Genomic DNA, 20292 nt, shown 5'->3' on the forward strand with positions numbered 1-20292 from the left:
GACGAACAGTCCGCACAGGACGATCCCGGGTCGCCACGTCCGTGGCGACCCGGGATCACGTCCGGTGCGTCAGCGAACCTGGTCGCCTTCGCCGGTACGCGCCTGAGCCTGGTCCACACCCTTGTCGATCTGGTCGTCGTACTTTCCACCGGTGCGCTTGTCAGCCATGTCGCCGGCCTTGTCCAACCCCTGGTCGACCTGCTTGTCGTGCTTGTCGGCGAAATCCTTGGCCTTGTCCATGAAGTCACCCACGGCGGTCCTCCTCCAGTCAGATGCACTCCCGTTCGGGTTCCCTGTGCCGGAGGGTGCAAACCGGTTGATCTCGCCCCACGACTCGTCGCTCGGACCGTCCCCTGTACACCGGTGTCGAGGCGGCACGGGTGTCGGCGCGCCGCTGGCCGGGTACGACGTCGCGGAGATCGAGGAGGACCGACATGGCGGTAGACGAACCCGGGCCGGGCACCGGGGCGACGACGGGCGGCTCCGGGCCGCGTCAGGCGTGGGCCGCCCTGCCCTGGCTGGTCCGGACCGCGGTGCTGTGGAGCGCCTGCCTGGTGGTGGTCGTCGCCGGTCTCTATCTGCTGGGCCGGATCGCCGTACTGCTGGCGCCCCTGGCCATCGCGCTGGCCGCCACCATCTTCCTCACCGCGCTGCTCGACCCGGTGCTGCTGCGGCTGCGCCGCCTGCGGCTGCCGGCGGCGCTGGCCGCGCTGCTCACCGTGCTGCTGCTCCTCGGCATCCTGGTGGGGGTCGGCGCCTTGGTGTGGAACCTGACCGCCAGCCAGTTCGACCAGCTCAGCCAGGAGCTGACCCAGGGGCTGGACCGCAGCCGGGACTTCGTCACCTCCACCCTGCCGGTCACCGACGCCCAACTCGACAAGCTCGTCGACCAGGCCCGGCAGGGGCTGAGCGGCAGCTCGCCGGACCCGGTCGCGGGTGCCCGGACGGCCAGCGAGGTGGTCGGCTCCGCGCTGCTCGCCCTGGTGCTGCTCTTCTTCCTGCTCAAGGACGGCCGGTCCATGTGGCACTGGGTGCTGTCCCGGATGACCGGCCCGAACCGGCCCGTGGTGACCGAGGCCGGCCGCGCCGGGTGGCAGACGTTGGGTGCCTACAGCCGGGGCACCATGCTGATCGCCGCGATCGACGCGATCGGCATCGGCCTGGCCCTGGTGGTGCTCCGGGTGCCGCTCGCCCTGCCGCTGGCGCTGATCACCTTCCTCGGCGGTTTCGTGCCCATCATCGGGGCCACGGTGGCCGGCGCGGTGGCGGTGCTCGTGGCGCTGGCCGCCAACGGGCCGACCACCGCGCTGCTCACCCTCGCCGCGGTGATCGCCGTCCAGCAGATCGAGGGCAACCTGCTGGAACCGCTGGTCATGAAGCGGCAGGTCCGGCTGCACCCGGCGGTCATCCTGGTGGCGGTCACCGCCGGCACCCTGATCGCGGGCATCGCCGGAGCTTTCGTCAGCGTCCCGATCACCGCCGTCCTCTGGCGCATCATCGACACCGTCCAACGTCACCACTCCACCCCCGCCACCACGGACGTGGCGGGGGCCCCGTCGGCCTCATGAGCGACGCGACGGTGCAGGCGCACGGGTGAGATGGGTGGTGAACCAGGTGCCGGCATGCTCGGCGACCTGCTCGAGGGTGCCGGGCTCCTCGAAGAGGTGGGTGGCACCCGGGACGATCCGCAGCTCGCCGACCTCCCCCATCTCGGCCAACGCCTGCTCGTTGAGCGCGATCACTTCCTCGTCCAGCCCACCGACCAGCAGCAACGTCGGCGTACGCACCTGCGCCAGAGCGGCACCGGCCAGGTCCGGTCGACCGCCCCGGGAGACGACGGCGCCCACCCGGTCGGCGCGGTACGCCGCCGCGACCAGGGCGGCGGCGGCACCCGTACTGGCCCCGAAGAGACCGATCGGCACGTCACCGGCGGGACGCTCGGCCGCCAACCAGTCGACGATGCCGGCCAGCCGGCTGGCCAGGAGCCCGATGTCGAACCGCAGTTCGGCGGTGCGGGCGTCCACCTGGTCCTCGGCCGGGGTCAGCAGGTCCACGAGCACCGTGCCGAGGCCGCGCCCGTTCAGCGTCCGGGCCACCGCCACGTTGCGGGGGCTGTGGCGGGAGCTGCCGCTGCCGTGTGCGAACAGCACCACGCCGACGGGCTGGGCGGGCACCATCAGGTCGGCGGGGAGCTGGGCGTCCCCGATCTGGATCGTCACCGTGCTGCGCTGCTCGTCCATACCCCACCTCCGCGTGCTGGCCGTCCGTCCCGGGTACCCCGCCCGCCGCACCCCACGCCCGGAGCCGCCCGCCGGACCGCTCCGCGTTTGCCGGGTAGGTCCCCGGGTACGCGACGAGCGACCGCAGACCGTGTCGGCGCAGCCGCGCCCCGACGGATCGCGAGGATCGCCATGGCTGAGCAGCAGTCGCCCCGGCAACAGCAGATGAGCGAGCGTGACCGGCGCCAACAGGACGCCGAGCGCAACCGGGACTGGGCGGACGACGCCGCGCAGGCCCGCCTGCCCGATGATCCCCGGGCGATGGCGCCCCGGGACGCGATCGGGCGCCCGTCGACCGGCGAGCCCATCTGATCTCGTAGTCGACAAACCGGGCGGGCGCAGGTTCGCTCGTCGGCGGCCGGGGCGGGGATCACTCCCGCCCCGGCCGTCACTGGTCGTGTTCGGGCAACCGCAGCAGTGGCGAGCGGCCCGGCGGCTGCTCCGGCGGTGGCCCGGACGGGTCGGCCGGTGGGACGGGTACGGTCACCGGCTCGTCGCAGGTGACCCGCAGCAACTGGTCGTGGTGGCGCAGCTCCACCACGTCCTCCGGGCCGCCGTGGCGCAGCGAGTACGTCGTCTGGTGCGGTCGGACGTCCACCCGCAGGGCCAGCCCGCGCCACTGGAGCGAGAACTCCAGCCGGCTGAGCCGGCTGGAGAGCCGGGGCGCGAACGACAGTTGGCCGTCGTGGTCCCGCAAACCGCCGAGCCCGCCGACAAGGGCGAGCCACGCACCGGCCAGCGAGGCCATGTGCACGCCGTCGCGGGTGTTCTCGTTGAGGTCGTGCAGGTCCATCAGCGCGGCCTCGCGCAGGTAGGTGTGTGCCAGCTCCGGAAAGCCCACCTCGGCGGCGAGCACCGCCTGGGTGCAGGCCGACAGCGACGAGTCGCGCACGGTGCGGCGCTCGTAGTAGAGGAAGTTGCGGACCTTCTGTTCGGAGGTGAACGCGTCCCCCCGCCAGTGCATGGCCAGGACCAGGTCGGCCTGCTTGATCACCTGTTTGCGGTACAGCTGGAAGTACGGGTAGTGCAGCAGCAGCGGGTACTTCTCCGCGGGTGTGTGCGCGAATTCCCACTCCTGGAGACGGGTGAACCCCTCCACCTGCTGGTGGACGTCGAGCTCGTCGTCGTACGGGACGTGCATCGAGATGGCCGCGTCCCGCCAGCTCGCCGCCTCCTCGTCGGTGACCCCGAGGTGGAACGCCTCGTCCCGGTAGCGCATCACCACCTCGGCAGCGGTGAGCAGGTTCCGCTGCGCCATCAGATTGGTGTAGATGTTGTCGTTCTTCACCGCCGTGTACTCGTCCGGGCCGGTGACCCCGTCGATGTGGAACTGCCCGTGCCGGTCGTGGTGGCCGATCGAGCGCCACAGCCGGGCGGTCTCCACCAGCAGGTCCAGCCCGATCTCCCGCTCGGCCTCGGTGTCCCCGGTGACCAGCACGTAGCGGCGCAGCGCGTCGGCGACGTCGGCGGCGATGTGGAAGGCCGCCGTGCCGGCCGGCCAGTACCCGGATGATTCCGGGCCCTCGATGGTTCGCCAGGGGAAGGCGGCGCCCTTGAGACTCAGCGTCTCCGCCCGTTCACGGGCCAGCTCCAGGGTGCTGTGCCGCCAGTACAGCGCGTTGCGCACCGCGCTCGGCTGGGTGTAGGTGAGCACCGGCAGGACGAACATCTCGGTGTCCCAGAACGCGTGCCCGTCGTAGCCGGGGCCGGTCAGCCCTTTCGCCGAGATCGGCCGTCGCTCGGCCCGGGCACCGGCCTGGAGCACGTGGAAGAGGCCGAACCGGACGGCCTGCTGCACCTCCGGGTCTCCTTCGACCCGCACGTCGGCGGCGTCCCAGAACTCGTCGAGGTAGCCGCGCTGCTCCCGGCAGAGCCCGTCCCAGCCGTCCAGCCGGGCGCCGGCCAGCGCCGCGCCGACCTGGTCGCGCAGGGCGGGCAGGGATCGCCGGCTCGACCAGCCGTACGTCAGGTACTTGACCACCCGTAGCTTCTCGCCGGGCTTGAGTACGCAACCGATGGTGGTGCGGACCCAGTCCTCGTAGCCCTCGGACTCGATGGTGGTGTGGTCCGGGCCGTGCACCTCGTGTTCCATCGCGGCGGCCACTCGCAGGCCGGAGACCTTGGTGCGGTGGATCAGCTGTCCACCGTCGGGGGTGGTGAGTTCCTCCTCGGCCTGCAACGGCGACTCGAGCACCGCCGCGACCCGGGGGTCCTTGCTCTGCGGGGGGAGCGTCTCGTTGGCCACCAGCTCGGACTGCACGATCAGCCGCAGCGGGCCGTCGACGGCCTCCACCTCGTAGTTGATGGCGGCGACCGACCGTTGGGTGAACGACACCAGCCGGGTGCTGCGGACCTTGACCTCCCGGCCGGCCGGTGACCGCCAGTGCAGCTCCCGGTGCAGGGTGCCAGCCCGCATGTCGAGGATGCGCTCGTGGCTGAGCAGCTCGCCGTAGCGCACGTCGAGCGGTTCGTCGTCGACCAGCAGCCGCACCAGTTTGCCGTTGGTGACGTTGACGATCGTCTGCCCCGACTCGGGGAAGCCGTAGCCGGCCTCCGCGTACGGCAGCGGGCGCAGCTCGTAGAACGAGTTGAGGTAGGTGCCGGGCAGGCCGTGCGGCTCGCCCTCGTCGAGGTTGCCGCGCAGCCCGACGTGCCCGTTGGACAGCGCGAAGACCGACTCCGACTGGGCCAGCACGTCCATGTCCAGCCGGGTCTCCCGGACGTGCCACGGCTCGACCGGATAGGCCCGCTCCCTGATCACGCGGAACCCCGTTCGGTGGTCGGGTGCGTCGCCACCGGCGGGGCGTCGGGCGCTTCGAGCAGGTCGGCGAGGTCCTTGACGACGATGTCGGCGCCGTGCGCGCGCAGCTCGTCGGCCTGCCCGACCCGGTCGACGCCGATCACGTAACCGAAGCCTCCGGCACGGCCGGCCGCGACCCCGGACAGCGCGTCCTCGAAGACGGCGGCCTGGGCCGGATCGACGCCGAGCATGGTGGCCCCGGCCAGGAACGTGTCGGGGTGCGGCTTGCCGCGCAGCCCCTGCGCCCGGGCGACGAGCCCGTCGACCCGCGCCTCCAGCAGGGGCTCCAGCCCGGCGGCCGCCACCACCTCGTGCCCGTTGGCGCTCGCGGTCACCACGGCCCGACGCAACCCGGCGGCGGCAGCCGCCTGTAGGTACAGCACCGAACCCGGGTAGACCTCGACACCGGAGGTGCGCAGGCGCTCCAGGAGCAGGACGTTCTTGCGGTTGCCGATGCCGTTGACCGTGTCGGCGTCCGGTGGGTCGTCGGGGCTGCCCTCCGGCAGCACGATCCCCCGGGAGGCGAGGAAGGACCGGACGCCGTCGGCCCGGGGCCGGCCGTCGACGTAGCGGTTGTAGTCGGGGCCGGGGTCGAACGGCTGGAACGGCTGGCCGGTCGCCGTGGCGCGCTGCCGCAGGAACTCGTCGAACGTCTGCGTCCAGGCGGCGTTGTGCACCCGGGCGGTCTGCGTCAGCACACCGTCCAGATCGAAGAGACAGGCGGTCACGTGAGCAGGTAGGCCCAGCACGCTACGAATCTAACCACCCCGCCGGGCCGCGAAACCTCGTTTCCGCCGCCGTCGGCGCGGCTCAGTTCGGCCGCAGCGTCCAGATCACGGTCATGGCCGAGGTGGGCGTGCCGTCCTCGGTGGTGATCTCCACCTCGACCGGGAACTCGGGCCGCCGGCCGGCCTCCAGTTCGTCGATGACCTCGAGAGCCGGCCGGCCGAGTCGCGCGGTGGCCAGCACCGAACCCCGGGCCAGCTTGCGGTAGGCGATCTCGGCGCGGACGGCGAGCGGAACGGCGCGGTCGAACAGCTGCCCGAAGGCGGCCACCACCACCGCGCCGGAGGCCGTCTCACCGAGGGTGAACATGGCCCCGGCGTGCGGGCCGCCGACGTGGTTGTGGGTGGCCGGAGAGTCGGGGAGCCGGACGACCGCCCGCACCCCGCCCTCCGCCTCGGGTGCCACCTCGACGAATTCGAAGCCGAGCGTGCGGGCGAACGGCACGGCTTCCAGCATGCCGGCCGCCACCTGGCGGGAGTCGATGGTCATGGCCCGACGTTACTAGCCGGTAACCACCCCTGCAACCAGGCATTTCCCAGGTTGCGCCACTGCTCAGAGGTTGGCGATGGTCCGCAGGATCTCCGCGTAGAAGTTGCCGTCGATGCTGCGGAACAGGGCGAAATCCTGCTCGGGGTCACCGAAGAACGGACGAAGGGTCCAGGCCAACTGGGTGCCGACGAACCCGAACAGCAGGATCCAGATGTAGAGCAGCGTCATGCTGGCCGGCCGCTCCGCCAGCTGGGCGGACCGCGTCGGCCGGGCACCCCACGGGTGCTGCGACGCCGGGTGGCCGGGCGGCAGCATGCCGGGCGGGAACGAGACACCGGCGGGCTGCCCGGGCCACTGCGCCGGAACCTGCCCCTGGGCCTGCGCAGGAACCTGGGCCGGGGCCGCCACGGCGGGCGACGCGGCGTCGGGGGCGGCGCCGTTCGGGGCCGTACCGGCCGACCCGGCCACCGCCGCTCCGACCGGCACGGCGACCGGCTCGGCGACCTGGGCGGAAACCGGCACGGCGGCCGGAGCCGCCTGGGCCTGGGCCGCCTCCGGCGCGAGCAGGCCGTGATCGTTGAGCACCTGCATCCCCCCGGTCAGGAAGCGCAGCCCGACCACCGCCGACAGGGTCAGGATCGCCACGTTGAGCAGCTTGAAGAAGCCGTAGTCGGGCGCGGTGATCAGGAAGAAGAGGCTGATCGGTGCGAACGCCACCGCGAGCATCGAGGTGACCGTGATCGCCACCATCACCAGCGCCAGCGACTGGCGCACCGAGAGCCGGGCGCCGAAGACCAGGTTGAACAGGTAGAGGGTGGGCAGGCAGATCGCCAGCGTGACCAGGAACAGCAGCGGCAGCTTCAACGCGGAGGTCAGCGCCATCAACGGGCTGTGGAACGCGCCCAGCACCGCGCCGTAGCAGGCGAGCGCGATGGCGGAGCTGGCCAGCATCCGCCCGGTCAACGCGTTCAGGTCACGTTCGGCCACGATCTGCTGCCAGATGCCCTGCCGATCGCGGAGGATCCGCTCGATGACGAGCGGGCTGGGACGGTCACCCGACACGGGTGGACCCCTCTCGGTGGTGTTTCACAGTGGACTGGGTGCGCAGACGGTAGGACACCGGCGGCGTCGCCGCCACCCCGCTCCGGCGTGGTGTCAACGCCACCCCACGTCGATCCGGGCTCCGCGCTCGTCGAAGAAGTGCAGCGCGTCCATCCGGACCGAGACGGCGAGCGGATGGCCGGCGGCGACCGCCGGGTACGGCGCCAGCCGCACCGCCAGCTCCGCCGGGCGGCGGTGGTGCCGGCCCGGGTCGGGAAGCACGCTCGTCCGGGTGCCGCCACCCTGCGAGTCGTCCGCCTCCACCGGCCGGCCGGTGAGTCGCTGCATGACCGAGCCGAACCGGCGCAGGCCGCGCTGGCCCAGCGGTGGCGGCTCCAGCGGTGCGCCCATCTCGTCGACCACGATCGCCGTGGCCCCGATGTCGAGGAACGCCAGTGACTCGTGCCCGTGGTGCTCCAGGTAGCGGATCCGGCCGCGCAGCACGTCCCCGGGGCTGTCCGGGCTGACCGGGGTCAGCGCCTCGGCCCGCATGCCGACCACGATCCGCTCACCGTGGTAGTGCGCCACCACCCGGCTGCGGATGTCGTCCCAGGGCAGGTAGAGCGACTGCTCGCCGAGGTTGAGCGTGACGTACCGGTCGAGGTGGACGTAGACCGACGCCTCCAGCAGGTTCATCCGCGGGCTGCCCAGGAAGGCGGCCACGTAGAGCGTCGCCGGCCGGCCGTACACCTGGGTGGGGGTGCCCACGTCCTGGAGCACGCCCCTGCGCATGATCGCCACCCGGTCCGCCATGGTGAGCGCCTCGGCCTGGTCGTGGGTGACGTAGACGGTGGTGACGCCCAACTCCCGGGTCAGGCCCGAGATCTCCGCGCGCAGCTCGGCGCGCAGCCCACTGTCAAGGTTGGACAACGGCTCGTCCATCAGGAACAGCCCCGGCCGGCGGACGATCGCCCGGCCCATCGCGACCCGCTGCCGCTGCCCGCCGGAGAGCTGGCCGGGCTTGCGGGCGAGCACGTCGCCGATGCCCAGCGCGCTGGCCACGTCGCCGACCCGCTCACCCCGCGGCGTCGGCTCCACCCCCGCCAGCCGCAGCGGGAAGGCGATGTTGTCGCCGACGGTCATGTGCGGATAGAGCGCGAAGTCCTGGAAGACCATCGCGATCTTCCGATCGCGCGGCGGCAGGTCGTTGGCGAGTTCCCCGTCGAGCAGCACGGCGCCCTGGGTCGGATCCTCCAGACCCGCGATCATTCGCAGCACCGTGGATTTGCCGCAGCCCGACGGGCCGAGCAGCACCATGAACTCGCCGTCGTTCACGTCCAGGTTGATGCTGTCGACGGCCAGTGTGCCGTCCTTGAAGATCTTGCTGACATCCTTGAGCGCGACGGTGGTCACCGTCTCCTCCCCCAGCTCGTCGGCCGAACCCCACAAGACTGTGACCAGGATCATTCGATAAGCACATCGGGTGAACGTCTCATGTTCGATCGATGACGCCGCTATTAATCGACACACGCCGGTGCCCGGCGCGATCAGCAGCGCGGCGACAGCCCGATCGGCTCGTCCAGGAACACCCGACGCACCACCCGCTCCGCCGCGTGCCCGTCCTCCAGCGCACAGAACCGACCCCGGAAGTGCTCGCGGGCCTTCACCGCCGCGTCCGAGCGCACCGCATCGGTACGGAACAGGTCGAGCAGGTCGGCGAAGGTGGTCGCCACCGCGCCCGGCGGTTCCGCCGTGACGTCGAAGTAGACCCCCCGCGCCAGCCGGTACGCCTCCCAGTCCGGGGTGTAGAGCACGATCGGCCGATCCAGGACCGCGTAGTCGAACATCGCCGAGGAGTAGTCGGTGACCAGCACGTCGGCGATCAGGTAGAGATCCTCGACCCGCTGGTGGCCGCTGACGTCACGGACCCGCTCCCGGTCCACCTGCCGTCCCGGGCGGCGATCCCGGTCGTGGAAGTAGTGGCTGCGCATCAGCAGCCGGCCGGACTCACCCACGGCGTCGACGAACCGGTCCGGGTCGAACGGTGGACGGTAGCCGGGCAGGTGCTCGCGGTGCGTCGGGGCGTACAACACGACCTGCTCGTCGGGGCCGATGCCGAAGTCCGCGCGCAGCCGGCGCACCTCGTCCGGGCCGGCGGTGACCAGCCGGTCGTTGCGCGGGTAGCCCACCTCCAGCGTGGTGTACGTGGCCGGGTAGGCCCGATCCCACATCTGGGTGGAGAAGCTGTTCGCGCTGACGCTGTAGTCCCAGCGGTCCACCCGGCGCAGCAGCCCCGGAAAGTCCATCCGGCCCGCCCCGATCGGGTAGCGCTGCTGGTCCAACCCCATTACCTTGACCGGCGTGCCGTGGTGGGTCTGCACGTGCACCTGCTCCGGCCGCTTACGGACGAAGTCCGGGAAGTTGACGTTGTTGACCAGCCACCGGGCGCGGGCCAGCGCCCGGTAGTACGCCGGGGTGCCGGCGACGACGTACTCCGCCCCGGCCGGCACGGTGTCCACCCGGTCCCGGCGCACGATCCACACACCCCGCACCCCCGGAGCCAGCCGGCGGGCCACCTCGTAGATCGCCGCCGGGTTGCAGGCGTAGCCCCGGTACCAGTAGGCCGCGTACACCGCGAGCGTCGGGTCCACCGGCCGGCGCAGCTCCGCCCGGTAGTACTCGCGCAGCAGGCCGTCCCGGGTCAGCCGGGCGCCGCGCCGGGCTGCCGGAGCGACCCGGCGCCGCGCGGTACGGGCCTGTCGGCGGGCCACGTCGCGGGCCCGGCTGGCGGTCCGCAACGCGCTGAACGTCCGCCAGCGGCCGGTGGCGACCAGTCGGTGTTTGATCCCCTCCACCCCGTCCGGCACGGGATAGCCGCCCTCCGGCAGCCACCGCGCGTAGTCGGCGGTGATCTGCGCGAAGAAGGCCGGCCGCAGCTCCGGGGCGATCCGCTGGCCGTTGCCGAGCACGGTCAGGTAGTGCCAGATCATCCGCTCGAAGACCGCCGGCCGCAGATCGCCCACCGCCGGCCCCCAGGAATCCATCAGGTGGAAGACCCGGTGCCACTGCGGGAACACCTCGAAATGCCGGTCACCGCGGGTCCGGGTGATCGCACCGGCACGGCGCTGCCGGTAGTTGACGCAGACCAGGTCGAGTACGCCGATCCGCTGCGCCGCCATCAGCACCGGGTAGCTGAACGAGACGTCCTCGTACCAGCCGGGCGCGAAGCGCAGCCCCATCTCGACCAGGAACTCCCGGCGGACCACCCGGTTCCACGCGGTGTGCAGCAGCCGCATCGCCTCCGGCCGCTCCCGCAGCCGGAAGGTGGTCGCGCCGGGCGGCTCCGGGAACACCTCGGCCATGGCGCTGCGGGTGGCGGTGTCGTTCCAGTGCGTCCGGACGTGGTCGACCAGCAGCACGTCCGGTCGGGTGTCCCGCAGCCGCTCGGCCACGCCTGGCAGGCACTCCGGCGCCAGCCAGTCGTCGCCGTCGAGGAACCACACGTACTCGCCGACGGCCCGGTCCAGCCCGATGTTGCGGGCTGGACCGAGGCCGACGTTCTCCGACAGCCGGACCGAGCGGACCCGCTGGTCACGGGCCGCGTACTCGTCGATGATCTCGCCGCTCGAGTCCGGTGAGCAGTCGTCGACGGCGATCACTTCGAGGTCGGTCTCCGGCTGGCCGAGGATCGAGTCGAGACACTCGCGCAGGTATCCCTGCACCCGGAAGGCCGGTACCACGAAACTGATCAGGGTCATCCGGCCGTCCCTCCGTCAGCGCGGCGCGGCCCCTCCCGCGCCCGCCGGCGCGGCCGACGCCCGCGCGCTACGGGCCGGCCGGACGAACCAGGCCAGGACGACGCTCGCCACGAAAACCACGAGAAGGTACGCACCGAGTGTAGCCATGCCGATACTCACGATTCCGGCAATCGCCGCGAGGGCCACCAGCACGGAGCGACCCTCCCAACCCAGCGTGGCCGGGTGCAGTGGGGGCGCCGCCTGCCGCTTCTCGAGACGCGCCGTCAGGTCGTAGTGGTGCACCGTCAGCACGAAGACGTAGCCGAAGATCAGCCACCCCGGCGCACCGCCGACCACACCGACCGCGATCGCGAACAGGTACTCGGCGGCCCGCAGTGCGGCGGGCACCAGCCAGTCCAGCGGACCGTTGTGCGCGGCCCCGGAACCCAGGCCCCCGACCAGCAGCACCAGCAACGTCACCGGCACCGCCCAGCGCAGCCCACCGGGCGCGTCGGTCAGCAGCGCCGCGACCAGGAGAACCGCCGGGCCGAGCGCGGCGATCACCGCCAGGGTCAGCGGCCCCATCGGGCGGACCACCGGAAGCCGGCGGGCCAGCGGGCCGTCGTCGCGGTGCAGGGTCGCATCGACGGTGTCCAGCACCGGCACCCACATCCAGCGCGCCCGCAACGTCCGCAACGCCCCGGTGTACGCGAACGCCAGCGCACCCCAGACCAGCACCGCGATCAGGCTGACCAGCGGGTTGAACAGCGCCACGGTCAGCGCGATCAGCGCCCACCGCTCGCCGATCGGGAAGACCACGGTCCGCTTCAGCCAGTACGACACCGAACCCGTGTCCGCCTGCACCCGGGTCGACGCCGCGTTCAGCCGGTCACCGATCCCACCGCTGGCACCCGTCGCCGTCCGTGGACGGCGGGCGGCCTCGTCGTGCAGCACCCCGTACCAGGTGTCGGTCATGTGCCGGACGGTCTGCAACGTCATCGCGGCGATCGCCAACGCCCAGCCGTTGCCCAGCCCGGCGTGGCTCACCCCGAAACCCAACCCGGCGTAGACCAGATACTCCTTGGCCCGGTCCGCCATCGTGTCCAACCAGCCACCCCAGGCGCTGAAGTGCCGGGTGTAGCGGGCCAGTTGGCCGTCCACGCAGTCCAGGACGAAACCGAGGTAGAGCAGCACCGCGCCGCTGACCAGCGCGACCCGACCACCGACCCCGAACAGCACCGCGGCGGCCACCGCGAAGAGCACCGAGATCACCGTCACCCCGGTCGGGGTGAGGCGGAGCCGGGCCGCCAGCCGGACCACGTACGGCGACCAGGTGCTGACGAAGTAGGTGGAGAAGAAGTCGTCCTTCTCCTTCACCGACAGCCGCAACTCGGCCCGGTCCTCGTCGACCGCCGTCACCGCCGCCTCGGCGGCCGCCAGCCCGGCGGTGTCGTCCACCCGGTGCGCCACGAGCAGGCGTACCCGCTGGGCGAAGATCAGGGTGCCGAGCGCGGCGAGACCCGCGACGAGCCGGTCCACGGCGGACCCGGGGCCACCGGCCGCGACCGACGCGCCGGGCCCCGCCCCGACGGTCGGTGACAGCGGCGCCACGTCACCGGTGGGGCCGACGGGAGCGGCGATGGGCAGCACGCCGGAGGCCGCGGCCCGGGCGGCGGCGGCGAGGGTCGGCAGGTCGTCCACGCCCACCCGCAGCGCACCGCCGAACACGCCCGTGGCCGCACCGTCGAGGGCGTCCAGCCCGCCGGCGTCCACGATCTGGCCGCGCTCCTCGCGCACGGCGGTACGCCCCGGCACGGGCGGGTCGGCGAGCACCAGCGCCACCGTCGGCCCGACCGGGCTGGTGGCCAGGTGCCGCAGCACGGCGGTGTGTGCCACCAGGTCGGTGCCCGTCACCAGCAGCGGGCCGGTGGCGGAGTCGGCCAGCGCGGCCAGCTCGTCGAGGTTGGCGGCGAAGCGCACCTCGTCCGCCCCGGCCCGACGCAGCTGGGCGGCGAGCCGGTCGGCCAGCGGCTCCCCGGTCGCGGTGGTCAGGCCCGCCGCGGGCGTCCCGGCGGCGAGCACGATCGCGAGCGTCACCGCGGGACCGCGGCGTGGTACGCGTCGAGCGCCTCGGCGATGGTGCCGTCGAGCGTCAACCGGCCCGCGTCGAGGTACAACCCCCGACGGCAGAACCGGGTCAGGTCCTTTTCGTTGTGTGACACCAACACGAGCGTGCGCCCCTCCCCGAGCAGACGATCAATCGTCGCGTAACACTTCTTGCGGAACTCCGCGTCGCCGACCGCGGTCACCTCGTCCATCAGCAGGATCGGGTGCGGCAGGTGCGAGATGATCGCGAAGCCGAGGCGCACCTTCATGCCCGACGAGTAGTGCCGCACCGACGTGTCGATGGCCCGTTCCACCTGCTCACCGGCGAACTCGACGATCTCGTCGAAGTGCCGCTTCAGGTAGCCCGTCGACAGCCCGTGCAGGCCACCCACCAGGTGCAGGTTCTCCCGCCCGGTCAGATCGTTGGAGAAACCGGCGGAGAGTTCCAACAGCGGGGCCACGGCACCGTGGACCCGGATGCTGCCCTCGTCCGGTATGAGCACCCCGGCGATCAGCCGCAGCAGGGTGCTCTTACCGGTGCCGTTGCGGCCGATCACCCCGACGGTCTCGCCCGGCTCGACGGTGAACGACACGTCGCGCAGTGGCCAGAACTGGCCCGGCAGGGCACCACGGGCACCCCGGTGGATGAACAACTCGCGCAGCCGCAACTGGCGGCGGCGGTTGCGGACGAACCGGATGCCCAGGCCGTCGGCCTCGATGATCGGCGCGGCCATCAGAGTTCCTTGAGCACGGCGGGTTCCAACCGGCGGAACGACCACCAGCCGGCGGCCAGCACCAGCAGGCTGCCGACGACCGTGGTCGTGAGCAGCCGGGCGTCCGGGAACTCGTCCGGGTACCAGATCGCGTGGTGCAGCTGGAAGATCCCGACCAGCGGGTTCAGCTCGTACACGACCTTCAGCCAGCCGGGCAGGCCCGACTCGCGGACCAGGCTGAGCGGGTAGATGATCGGCGTGGCGTAGAAGAGCACCCGGATGATCAGCCGCATGAGCCGTTCCACGTCGCGCATCAGCACGTTCCACGCGGAGAGCAGCAGCGCGAGCCCGGTCAGCAGGACCGCCTGGACGGCCACCGCGAGCGGCAGGGAGAGCAACGACCAGCCCGGGTGGATCCGGCCGTGCACCACGTAGATCACCGCGATGGCGATCAGGATCGGCAGGCCGGCCGCGTACTCGGCGAACCGGCCGGTGACGCGGCCGATCGGAAAGACCTGGCGTGGCACGTTCATCGTGGTGATCAGCCGCGACTGGCCGGTCAGGGCGTTGGTCGCCTCACTCAGCGCCGAACTGGTCCACATCCAGGCGAAGATGCCGGTGATCAAAAACAACGGGTACGACCCGGCCGCCTCGCCCAGGTGCCTCCCGGTGTCCCGGGAGTAGAGCACGCCGAAGACGAACCAGTAGATGGCGCCCATACCGAGCGGCTCGATCAGCGACCAGAAATAACCCAGCACCGACTGCTGGTACTTGACCGCCAGGTCCCGCCTGACCAGGATGCGCAGCGAGTTGCGGTGCGACCACAACGCCGCGACGCCAGAGGTCACCGCAGCCTCCCGCCTCCTGAAACGGACGACAGGTTAGCAGTCGGTGAACGAATGCCCCGAATCGGCCGGACTCAGCACTCGATCACGTTGACGGCCAGACCGCCGCGCGCCGTCTCCTTGTACTTGACCTTCATGTCGGCGCCCGTCTCCCGCATGGTCTTGATGACCTTGTCCAGCGACACCTTGTGCACACCGTCGCCGCGCAGCGCCAGCCGGGCGGCCGTGATCGCCTTGATGCTAGCCACGGCGTTCCGCTCGATGCAGGGGATCTGCACCAGGCCACCCACCGGGTCACAGGTCAGGCCGAGGTTGTGCTCCATCCCGATCTCGGCTGCATTCTCCACCTGTTCCGGGGTGCCTCCGAGCGCCTCGGCGAGCCCCGCCGCGGCCATCGAACAGGCCGAGCCGACCTCACCCTGGCAGCCGACCTCCGCGCCGGAGATCGACGCGTTCTCCTTGAACAGCACGCCGATGGCGCCGGCCGCCAGCAGGAACCGCACCACGCCGTCCTCGGAGGCGTCCGGCACGAACCGCGTGTAGTAGTGCAGCACCGCCGGGATGATCCCGGCCGCGCCGTTGGTCGGCGCGGTGACCACCCGACCGCCGGCGGCGTTCTCCTCGTTGACCGCGAGGGCGAACAGCGTCACCCAGTCCATCGCGTGCAGCGGGTCGGTGGTGCCGGCGTCCGCCTCCAGGCTGCGCCGCAGCTCGGCCGCGCGCCGCCGGACCTTCAACCCACCCGGGAGTACGCCGTCCCGCTCACAGCCGCGCTCCACGCACTCCCGCATCACCCGCCAGATCTCCAGCAGGTCGGCCCGGATCTCCGCCTCACTCCGCCAGGAGCGCTCGTTGGCGAGCATCACCTCGCTGATCGACAGGCCCGTGCTGGTGGTGACCTCCAGCAACTGCGCCCCCGTCAGGAACGGGTACCGCACGCGGGTGCTGTCCGGCTTGATCCGGTCCGCGCCGGCAGCCGCCTCGTCGACCACGAAACCGCCACCGACGGAGTAGTAGGTGCGGCTGCGCAGCTCCACGCCCGCCCCGTCGTACGCCACGAAGGTCATCCCGTTCGGGTGGTACGGCAGCGACCGGCGGCGGTGCAGCGTCAGGTCCCGGCCCGGGTCGAAGTCGATCTCGTGCGCGTCCAGCAGGCTGATCCGCCGCTCGGCCCTGATCCGCTCCACCCGAGGGCCGACGGTGTCCGTGTCGACCGTCTCCGGCGCCTCGCCGGCCAACCCCAGCAGCACGGCCCGGTCGCTTCCGTGACCGTGGCCCGTGGCACCCAGCGAGCCGAACAGCTCGGCCTGCACCCGTGCCGTGTCGGCGAGCAGCCCGTCGGCCTTGAGCCCCGCCACGAAGGTGCGAGCGGCCCGCATCGGCCCCACGGTGTGCGAGCTGGACGGCCCGATGCCGACGCTGAAGAGATCGAAAACACTGATCATGGCTGCGCTTCCTCGCCGTCGTCCCGTGGTACGGGATCCGGCCCTGTCGTGGCCACCGGTCAGGCGGCCCCGCTCGTGGCCGCCCGGTCGGGTGGCCGCCGGTCACCCGGGGTGTGGGTGCCCAACCAGCGAGCCTACCCGCCCAGTTCACGCCCAACCCGGCCACCGGCACGTGGACACCTGCCCGCCGCCTCAAGATCACGGACGATCCACGATCCGGTGGCCTCCCCTCGACCTGAGGCCACGACTTCGAGGATCGAGCACGATCTCCCACGTACCGGCCTGCGCCCGCCCGCGGAAGGCGTCGGGGAGGGGTCCCCCGGGTAATGCACCTACGGGTCCACGGTCCGCCGATCGTCCTCGGGACCGAGGGCGAGCTGGTCATCCCTTTCTACCGTGGATTGCAGACGCGGCGTACCGCCGCAGAGTGGGAGTACGACGATGAGTCGCAAACTGGTTCGGCCCCGCGAGGGGCGCATGATCGCCGGTGTCTGCGCCGGCCTCGGTCAGCGGTTCGGCATGTCCGCCGGGATGGTCCGGCTGCTGTTCCTGCTGTCGTTGCTGCTGCCCGGCACCCAGGTGATCGTCTACGTGATCCTCTGGTTCCTCATGCCGAACGAGGACCGCTACCTCGCCTCCACCGGGCACTGACCCTTCCCCTCCGGACACCGCGCGGCGTGAGGCAGCAACTTCAGGGAACGTGCTGCCTCACGACCGCCGGAGACCTCACCATCCCTGACGTTGCGTGGATCTTGCCCGGCGCGGCGCGGGGGGGGGCGTCAGCACGGAAGCGCCCGCCCCGACGGCTGTCGGCGCGGGCGCTTCCGTGTGAGGTCGTGGATCAGGGTGCGGTGTAGGTGACCGTCACCTGCTGGTAGCCGAGGGAGCGCAGCAGCCCCTCCAGCATCTTGCGGGTGTTCTCCTCGGCCCGGGCGGACAGCCCGCTGTCCCGGGCGGCGGCGGTGATCCGTTCCTCGGCGAGCTGGTAGACCTGCTGCTGCCGGTTGGGGTCGTTGCCGACCAGGTCGCCGAGTCGGTTGAGCAGACCCCGCTGCTCGGCGAAGACGTAGCTCTTTTCCAGGTCGAGGTTGGTCTCGCCGAGCTGCGGTGCCGGCAGCTTGATCTCGACCGACGTGCCGTCGGCGGACTCGACGACGGCGCCCTCACCGATCTTGCCGAAGTCGACGTACGCCTCGACGCTGCCCGCCCCGACGAACAGGGTGCGCTCGTTGAGCAGGAAGTCGGGAACGTTGCGCCGGTCGTTCTGGGTGTCGACCACGACCTGGAAGTTGCCCTCGGCGGCCACGTAGCGGCTGAGGTCCTGGATCGACTTCAGCAGCGGCGGCTGGCTGCGGTCGGTCTGCTCCTTGGCGAACGGGTTGCGGAACTCCGGCAGGAGCCCGGTCGCCTGCACGCCGAGCAGCACCACCACGGCCAGCGCGGCGGCGCCGAGCAGCACGAGCAGGCCGCGCACCGGCCCACCGGCGCCGCCGGTCGTCGGGCCGCCGGAGCCGCCCGGTGTGTCCGAGGTCGGCTCGGATGTCGAGGCCGACCGCTCCTTGAGGTCGTCGCCGGTCGGGTAACCGGGGAACTCCCTCGTGGGCTCGTTGATGCCAGCGTCGCGGGCCATCACCCTCACCGTCCTCGTCAGACACGTCGTCTGGCATTGACGGTACGGCCCCCGTACGACAGCCGCGCGTCGAGCGCCCGGAATGCACAAACGGGCAGGTCAGGCGAAGGCGGAGACCCCTGTGAGCCGCTGCCCGACGACCAGCTGGTGAATCTCGGAGGTGCCCTCGTACGTCAGGACGCTCTCCAGGTTGTTCGCGTGCCGCATCACCGGGTACTCACCGGAGACGCCGTTGGCACCGAGGATGGTGCGGCACTGCCGGGCGATGGCCAGGGCCTCCCGCACGTTGTTGAGCTTGCCCACGCTGACCTGCTCCGGCTTCAGTCGGCCGGCGTCGGCGAGCCGGCCAAGGTGCAACGCGAGCAGCTGCCCCTTCACCAGCTCGACGGCCATGTCGGCGAGCTTGGCCTGGGTGAGCTGGAAACCGGCCAGCGGGCGACCGAACTGGGTGCGGGTCGTGGCGTACGCCAGCGCGGTCTCCAGGCAGTCGCGGGCGGCACCGACCGAGCCCCAGACGATGCCGTAGCGGGCCTCGGTGAGGCAGCTCAGCGGGGCCTTGAGGCCGACCGCCTCGGGCAGTTGGGCGTCCGCCGGCAGCCGGACGTCGTCGAGCACGATCTCGCCGGTCACCGACGCGCGCAGCGACATCTTGCGGTGGATCTCCCGGGCCGTGACACCGGGCGTGTCCATGGGTACGGCGAAGCCCCGCACGCCCTCGTCGGTGCGCGCCCAGATCACCCCGACGTCGGCGATCGGCGCGTTGGTGATCCACATCTTTCCGCCGGTGAGCACCCAGTCGTCGCCGTCGCGGCGCGCCCGGGTGGCCATCGACGCCGGGTCGGAGCCGTGGTCCGGCTCGGTCAGGCCGAAGCAGCCGATCGCCTCGCCGGTCGCCATCGACGGCAGCCAGCGTTGCTTCTGCTCCTCGCTGCCGTAGCGCCAGATGGCGTACATGGCCAGTGAACCCTGCACCGAGACCAGGGAACGGACGCCGGAGTCGCCGGCCTCCAACTCCTGGCAGGCCAGCCCGTAGGCGACCGCGGAGGCGCCGGCGCAGCCGTAGCCGGTCAGGTGCATGCCGAGCAGCCCGAGCTTGCCGAACTCCCGGGCCAGCTCGCGGGCCGGCACCCGGCCCTCCTCGTACCAGTCGGCGACGTGCGGGCGTACCCGGTCGTCGATGAGCTGGCGTACGACGTCGCGGATCTGCCGCTCCTCCTCGGTGAGCGACGGATCGAGGTCGAGCAGGTCCAGTGGAGCGGTCATGGACGCCACCTTAACGAAGACTCAGGCCGGTGGGCGGTGTCGCGTCACTCGATCGGTTCGGAGAGCACCAGCACCCGGGCGTGGATCTGGTTGCGCTGCTGCAGCGCGGCCCGCAACGCCCGGTGCAGCCCGTCCTCCAGGTAGAGCCCGCCGTTCCACTGCACCACGTGCGGGAAGAGGTCGCCGTAGAAGGTCGAGTCCTCGGCGAGGAGCTTGTCGAGCGCCAACTCACGCTTGGTGGTGATCAACTGGTCCAGACGCAGCGGTCGCGGCGGGATCTCCGCCCACTGCTTGAGCGTCAGGTTGTGCTCCGGATAGGGACGCCCGTCCCGGACCGCTCTGAAGATCACGACGGCACGCTCCCCTCCCCGTGGCCGGGCCGACCGACGGCGCCGAGCCGGGCCGCGGCGGGCACCGCGCGGCGCGGCACCGATGACCGTGCCAGCCTAGCGGCCCAGCGCACCCTACGTTCTGCTCCCTGATGTCAGTTTCGCTACCGCTCGTCCGATCCTCAACTGGACAAACAGGATTGCACGCTCAACTCCACCTGCCCCGCCGCACCACCTCGTCCACCGGACGCCGCCCACGGCGCAACGACGGTGACCGATGGTCGGGTGCCCGGTAACCGATTGTGACGGCACCGACGGGTTGGTACTCCGCCGGCACGCCGAACGCGTCGCGGTAGGCGGACAACCGTTGCGGCGGGATGCCGAAGAAACACGCTCCCAGCCCCTCGTCCACGGCGGTGAGCAGCATCAGCAGGGCGGCGAAGCCGGTGTCCACATGCCAGTACGGCACCGGCCAGCGGTCGGTGGACCGGTCCGTCCAGCCCTTGTCCGGCTCCGCGTACCGCTGCAGGTAGGCCGACTCGTTGGCGTGCGGCACCACGATCAGCGGTGCCCGGCGCATCCCGGCCAGCCAGCGCTCCCGCCCACCACCCTCCGGGGTGGTGGCGGCCCAGAACCGCTCCCGGTCGGCTGCCTCCTCCAGTACCAGGAAACCCCAGCCCTGCGCGAACCCGGCCGACGGCGCGCGGACCGCGTGGTCGAGCAGCCGGTCCACCACGTCGGGCGGGACCGGACGGTCGGGGTCGTAGTTGCGCACCATGCGCCGACGGCGGACGACCTCGGCGAACTCCATCGCGCTCCCCCCGGCCGG

Annotated in this window: 19 protein-coding genes; 3 read left to right on the top strand and 16 right to left on the bottom strand. The window is 71.7% G+C overall.

Annotated elements, in window-relative coordinates:
* Positions 1 to 69: 69 nt before the first annotated feature.
* Complete coding sequence (locus tag M8C17_RS09660; protein WP_256482448.1) at positions 70 to 240, bottom strand: antitoxin; 171 nt, start codon at positions 238 to 240, stop codon at positions 70 to 72.
* Positions 241 to 434: 194 nt separating this feature from the next.
* On the opposite strand from M8C17_RS09660, the gene M8C17_RS09665 reads away from it, so the two are divergent.
* Positions 435 to 1568, top strand: a complete 1134-nt coding sequence (locus tag M8C17_RS09665; RefSeq protein ID WP_252416065.1) for an AI-2E family transporter — start codon at positions 435 to 437, stop codon at positions 1566 to 1568.
* On the opposite strand, the gene M8C17_RS09670 is transcribed toward M8C17_RS09665, so the two are convergent.
* Positions 1563 to 2240: a dienelactone hydrolase family protein gene (locus M8C17_RS09670; RefSeq protein WP_252416066.1), complete on the bottom strand. Its 678-nt coding sequence runs from the start codon at positions 2238 to 2240 to the stop codon at positions 1563 to 1565. The genes M8C17_RS09665 and M8C17_RS09670 overlap by 6 nt on opposite strands.
* Before the next feature lie 171 nt (positions 2241 to 2411).
* Between M8C17_RS09670 and M8C17_RS09675 the strand changes: the two genes are divergently transcribed.
* Positions 2412 to 2591: a hypothetical protein gene (locus tag M8C17_RS09675; RefSeq protein WP_252416067.1), complete on the top strand. Its 180-nt coding sequence runs from the start codon at positions 2412 to 2414 to the stop codon at positions 2589 to 2591.
* 76 nt (positions 2592 to 2667) lie between these two features.
* Here the strand turns inward: M8C17_RS09675 and M8C17_RS09680 are convergent, their stop codons facing one another.
* The 10 genes from M8C17_RS09680 to M8C17_RS09725 all read right to left on the bottom strand — a co-directional run bounded on the left by M8C17_RS09680 (position 2668) and on the right by M8C17_RS09725 (position 16241).
* Entirely contained in the window at positions 2668 to 5040 is a 2373-nt protein-coding gene (locus M8C17_RS09680) for a glycoside hydrolase family 65 protein (protein WP_252416068.1), read from the bottom strand.
* On the bottom strand, positions 5037 to 5828 hold the full coding sequence (locus M8C17_RS09685) for an HAD family phosphatase (protein WP_252416069.1): 792 nt from the start codon (positions 5826 to 5828) through the stop codon (positions 5037 to 5039). The genes M8C17_RS09680 and M8C17_RS09685 overlap by 4 nt, the downstream gene beginning before the upstream one ends.
* Positions 5829 to 5889: 61 nt before the next feature.
* Positions 5890 to 6354 carry a DUF4442 domain-containing protein gene (locus M8C17_RS09690; RefSeq protein WP_252416070.1) on the bottom strand — a complete coding sequence of 155 codons (465 nt, stop codon included), beginning with the start codon at positions 6352 to 6354 and terminating at the stop codon, positions 5890 to 5892.
* 63 nt (positions 6355 to 6417) lie between these two features.
* Positions 6418 to 7416 carry a hypothetical protein gene (locus tag M8C17_RS09695; RefSeq protein WP_252416071.1) on the bottom strand — a complete coding sequence of 333 codons (999 nt, stop codon included), beginning with the start codon at positions 7414 to 7416 and terminating at the stop codon, positions 6418 to 6420.
* A gap of 93 nt (positions 7417 to 7509) precedes the next feature.
* On the bottom strand, positions 7510 to 8862 hold the full coding sequence (locus M8C17_RS09700) for an ABC transporter ATP-binding protein (protein WP_256482362.1): 1353 nt from the start codon (positions 8860 to 8862) through the stop codon (positions 7510 to 7512).
* Between the two features lie 80 nt (positions 8863 to 8942).
* Positions 8943 to 11153 (bottom strand): bifunctional glycosyltransferase family 2 protein/CDP-glycerol:glycerophosphate glycerophosphotransferase, encoded by a 2211-nt coding sequence (locus tag M8C17_RS09705; RefSeq protein WP_252416072.1) that lies wholly within the window; start codon positions 11151 to 11153, stop codon positions 8943 to 8945.
* 15 nt (positions 11154 to 11168) lie between these two features.
* Positions 11169 to 13229 (bottom strand): DUF5941 domain-containing protein, encoded by a 2061-nt coding sequence (locus M8C17_RS09710; protein WP_374557854.1) that lies wholly within the window; start codon positions 13227 to 13229, stop codon positions 11169 to 11171.
* Positions 13226 to 13972 carry an ABC transporter ATP-binding protein gene (locus tag M8C17_RS09715; RefSeq protein WP_252416073.1) on the bottom strand — a complete coding sequence of 249 codons (747 nt, stop codon included), beginning with the start codon at positions 13970 to 13972 and terminating at the stop codon, positions 13226 to 13228. Before M8C17_RS09715 ends, M8C17_RS09710 begins: the two co-directional genes overlap by 4 nt.
* Entirely contained in the window at positions 13972 to 14799 is an 828-nt protein-coding gene (locus tag M8C17_RS09720; RefSeq protein ID WP_252416074.1) for an ABC transporter permease, read from the bottom strand. The genes M8C17_RS09715 and M8C17_RS09720 overlap by 1 nt, the downstream gene beginning before the upstream one ends.
* Positions 14800 to 14870: 71 nt before the next feature.
* Positions 14871 to 16241: an L-serine ammonia-lyase gene (locus M8C17_RS09725; protein WP_252416075.1), complete on the bottom strand. Its 1371-nt coding sequence runs from the start codon at positions 16239 to 16241 to the stop codon at positions 14871 to 14873.
* A gap of 441 nt (positions 16242 to 16682) precedes the next feature.
* Here M8C17_RS09725 and M8C17_RS09730 point away from each other — a divergent pair, with 441 nt between their 5' ends.
* Positions 16683 to 16892, top strand: a complete 210-nt coding sequence (locus M8C17_RS09730) for a PspC domain-containing protein (RefSeq protein ID WP_252416076.1) — start codon at positions 16683 to 16685, stop codon at positions 16890 to 16892.
* Between the two features lie 190 nt (positions 16893 to 17082).
* Here the strand turns inward: M8C17_RS09730 and M8C17_RS09735 are convergent, their stop codons facing one another.
* The 4 genes from M8C17_RS09735 to M8C17_RS09750 form a co-directional block, all read right to left on the bottom strand.
* The gene (locus M8C17_RS09735) at positions 17083 to 17871 is read right to left on the bottom strand and encodes a DUF4230 domain-containing protein (protein ID WP_252416077.1); all 789 of its coding nucleotides are present in this window, start codon (positions 17869 to 17871) and stop codon (positions 17083 to 17085) included.
* A 99-nt stretch (positions 17872 to 17970) separates the two neighbouring features.
* Positions 17971 to 19134, bottom strand: a complete 1164-nt coding sequence (locus M8C17_RS09740; RefSeq protein ID WP_252416078.1) for an acyl-CoA dehydrogenase family protein — start codon at positions 19132 to 19134, stop codon at positions 17971 to 17973.
* 44 nt (positions 19135 to 19178) lie between these two features.
* On the bottom strand, positions 19179 to 19484 hold the full coding sequence (locus M8C17_RS09745) for a type II toxin-antitoxin system VapB family antitoxin (RefSeq protein WP_007454850.1): 306 nt from the start codon (positions 19482 to 19484) through the stop codon (positions 19179 to 19181).
* Between the two features lie 187 nt (positions 19485 to 19671).
* Positions 19672 to 20274, bottom strand: coding sequence for a nitroreductase family protein (locus tag M8C17_RS09750; RefSeq protein ID WP_252416079.1), 603 nt, complete (start codon positions 20272 to 20274; stop codon positions 19672 to 19674).
* Between the last annotated feature and the right edge of the window lie 18 nt (positions 20275 to 20292).

It is taken from the genome of Micromonospora sp. RHAY321, from assembly GCF_023896955.1.
In the GTDB taxonomy this organism is placed as follows: domain Bacteria; phylum Actinomycetota; class Actinomycetes; order Mycobacteriales; family Micromonosporaceae; genus Micromonospora.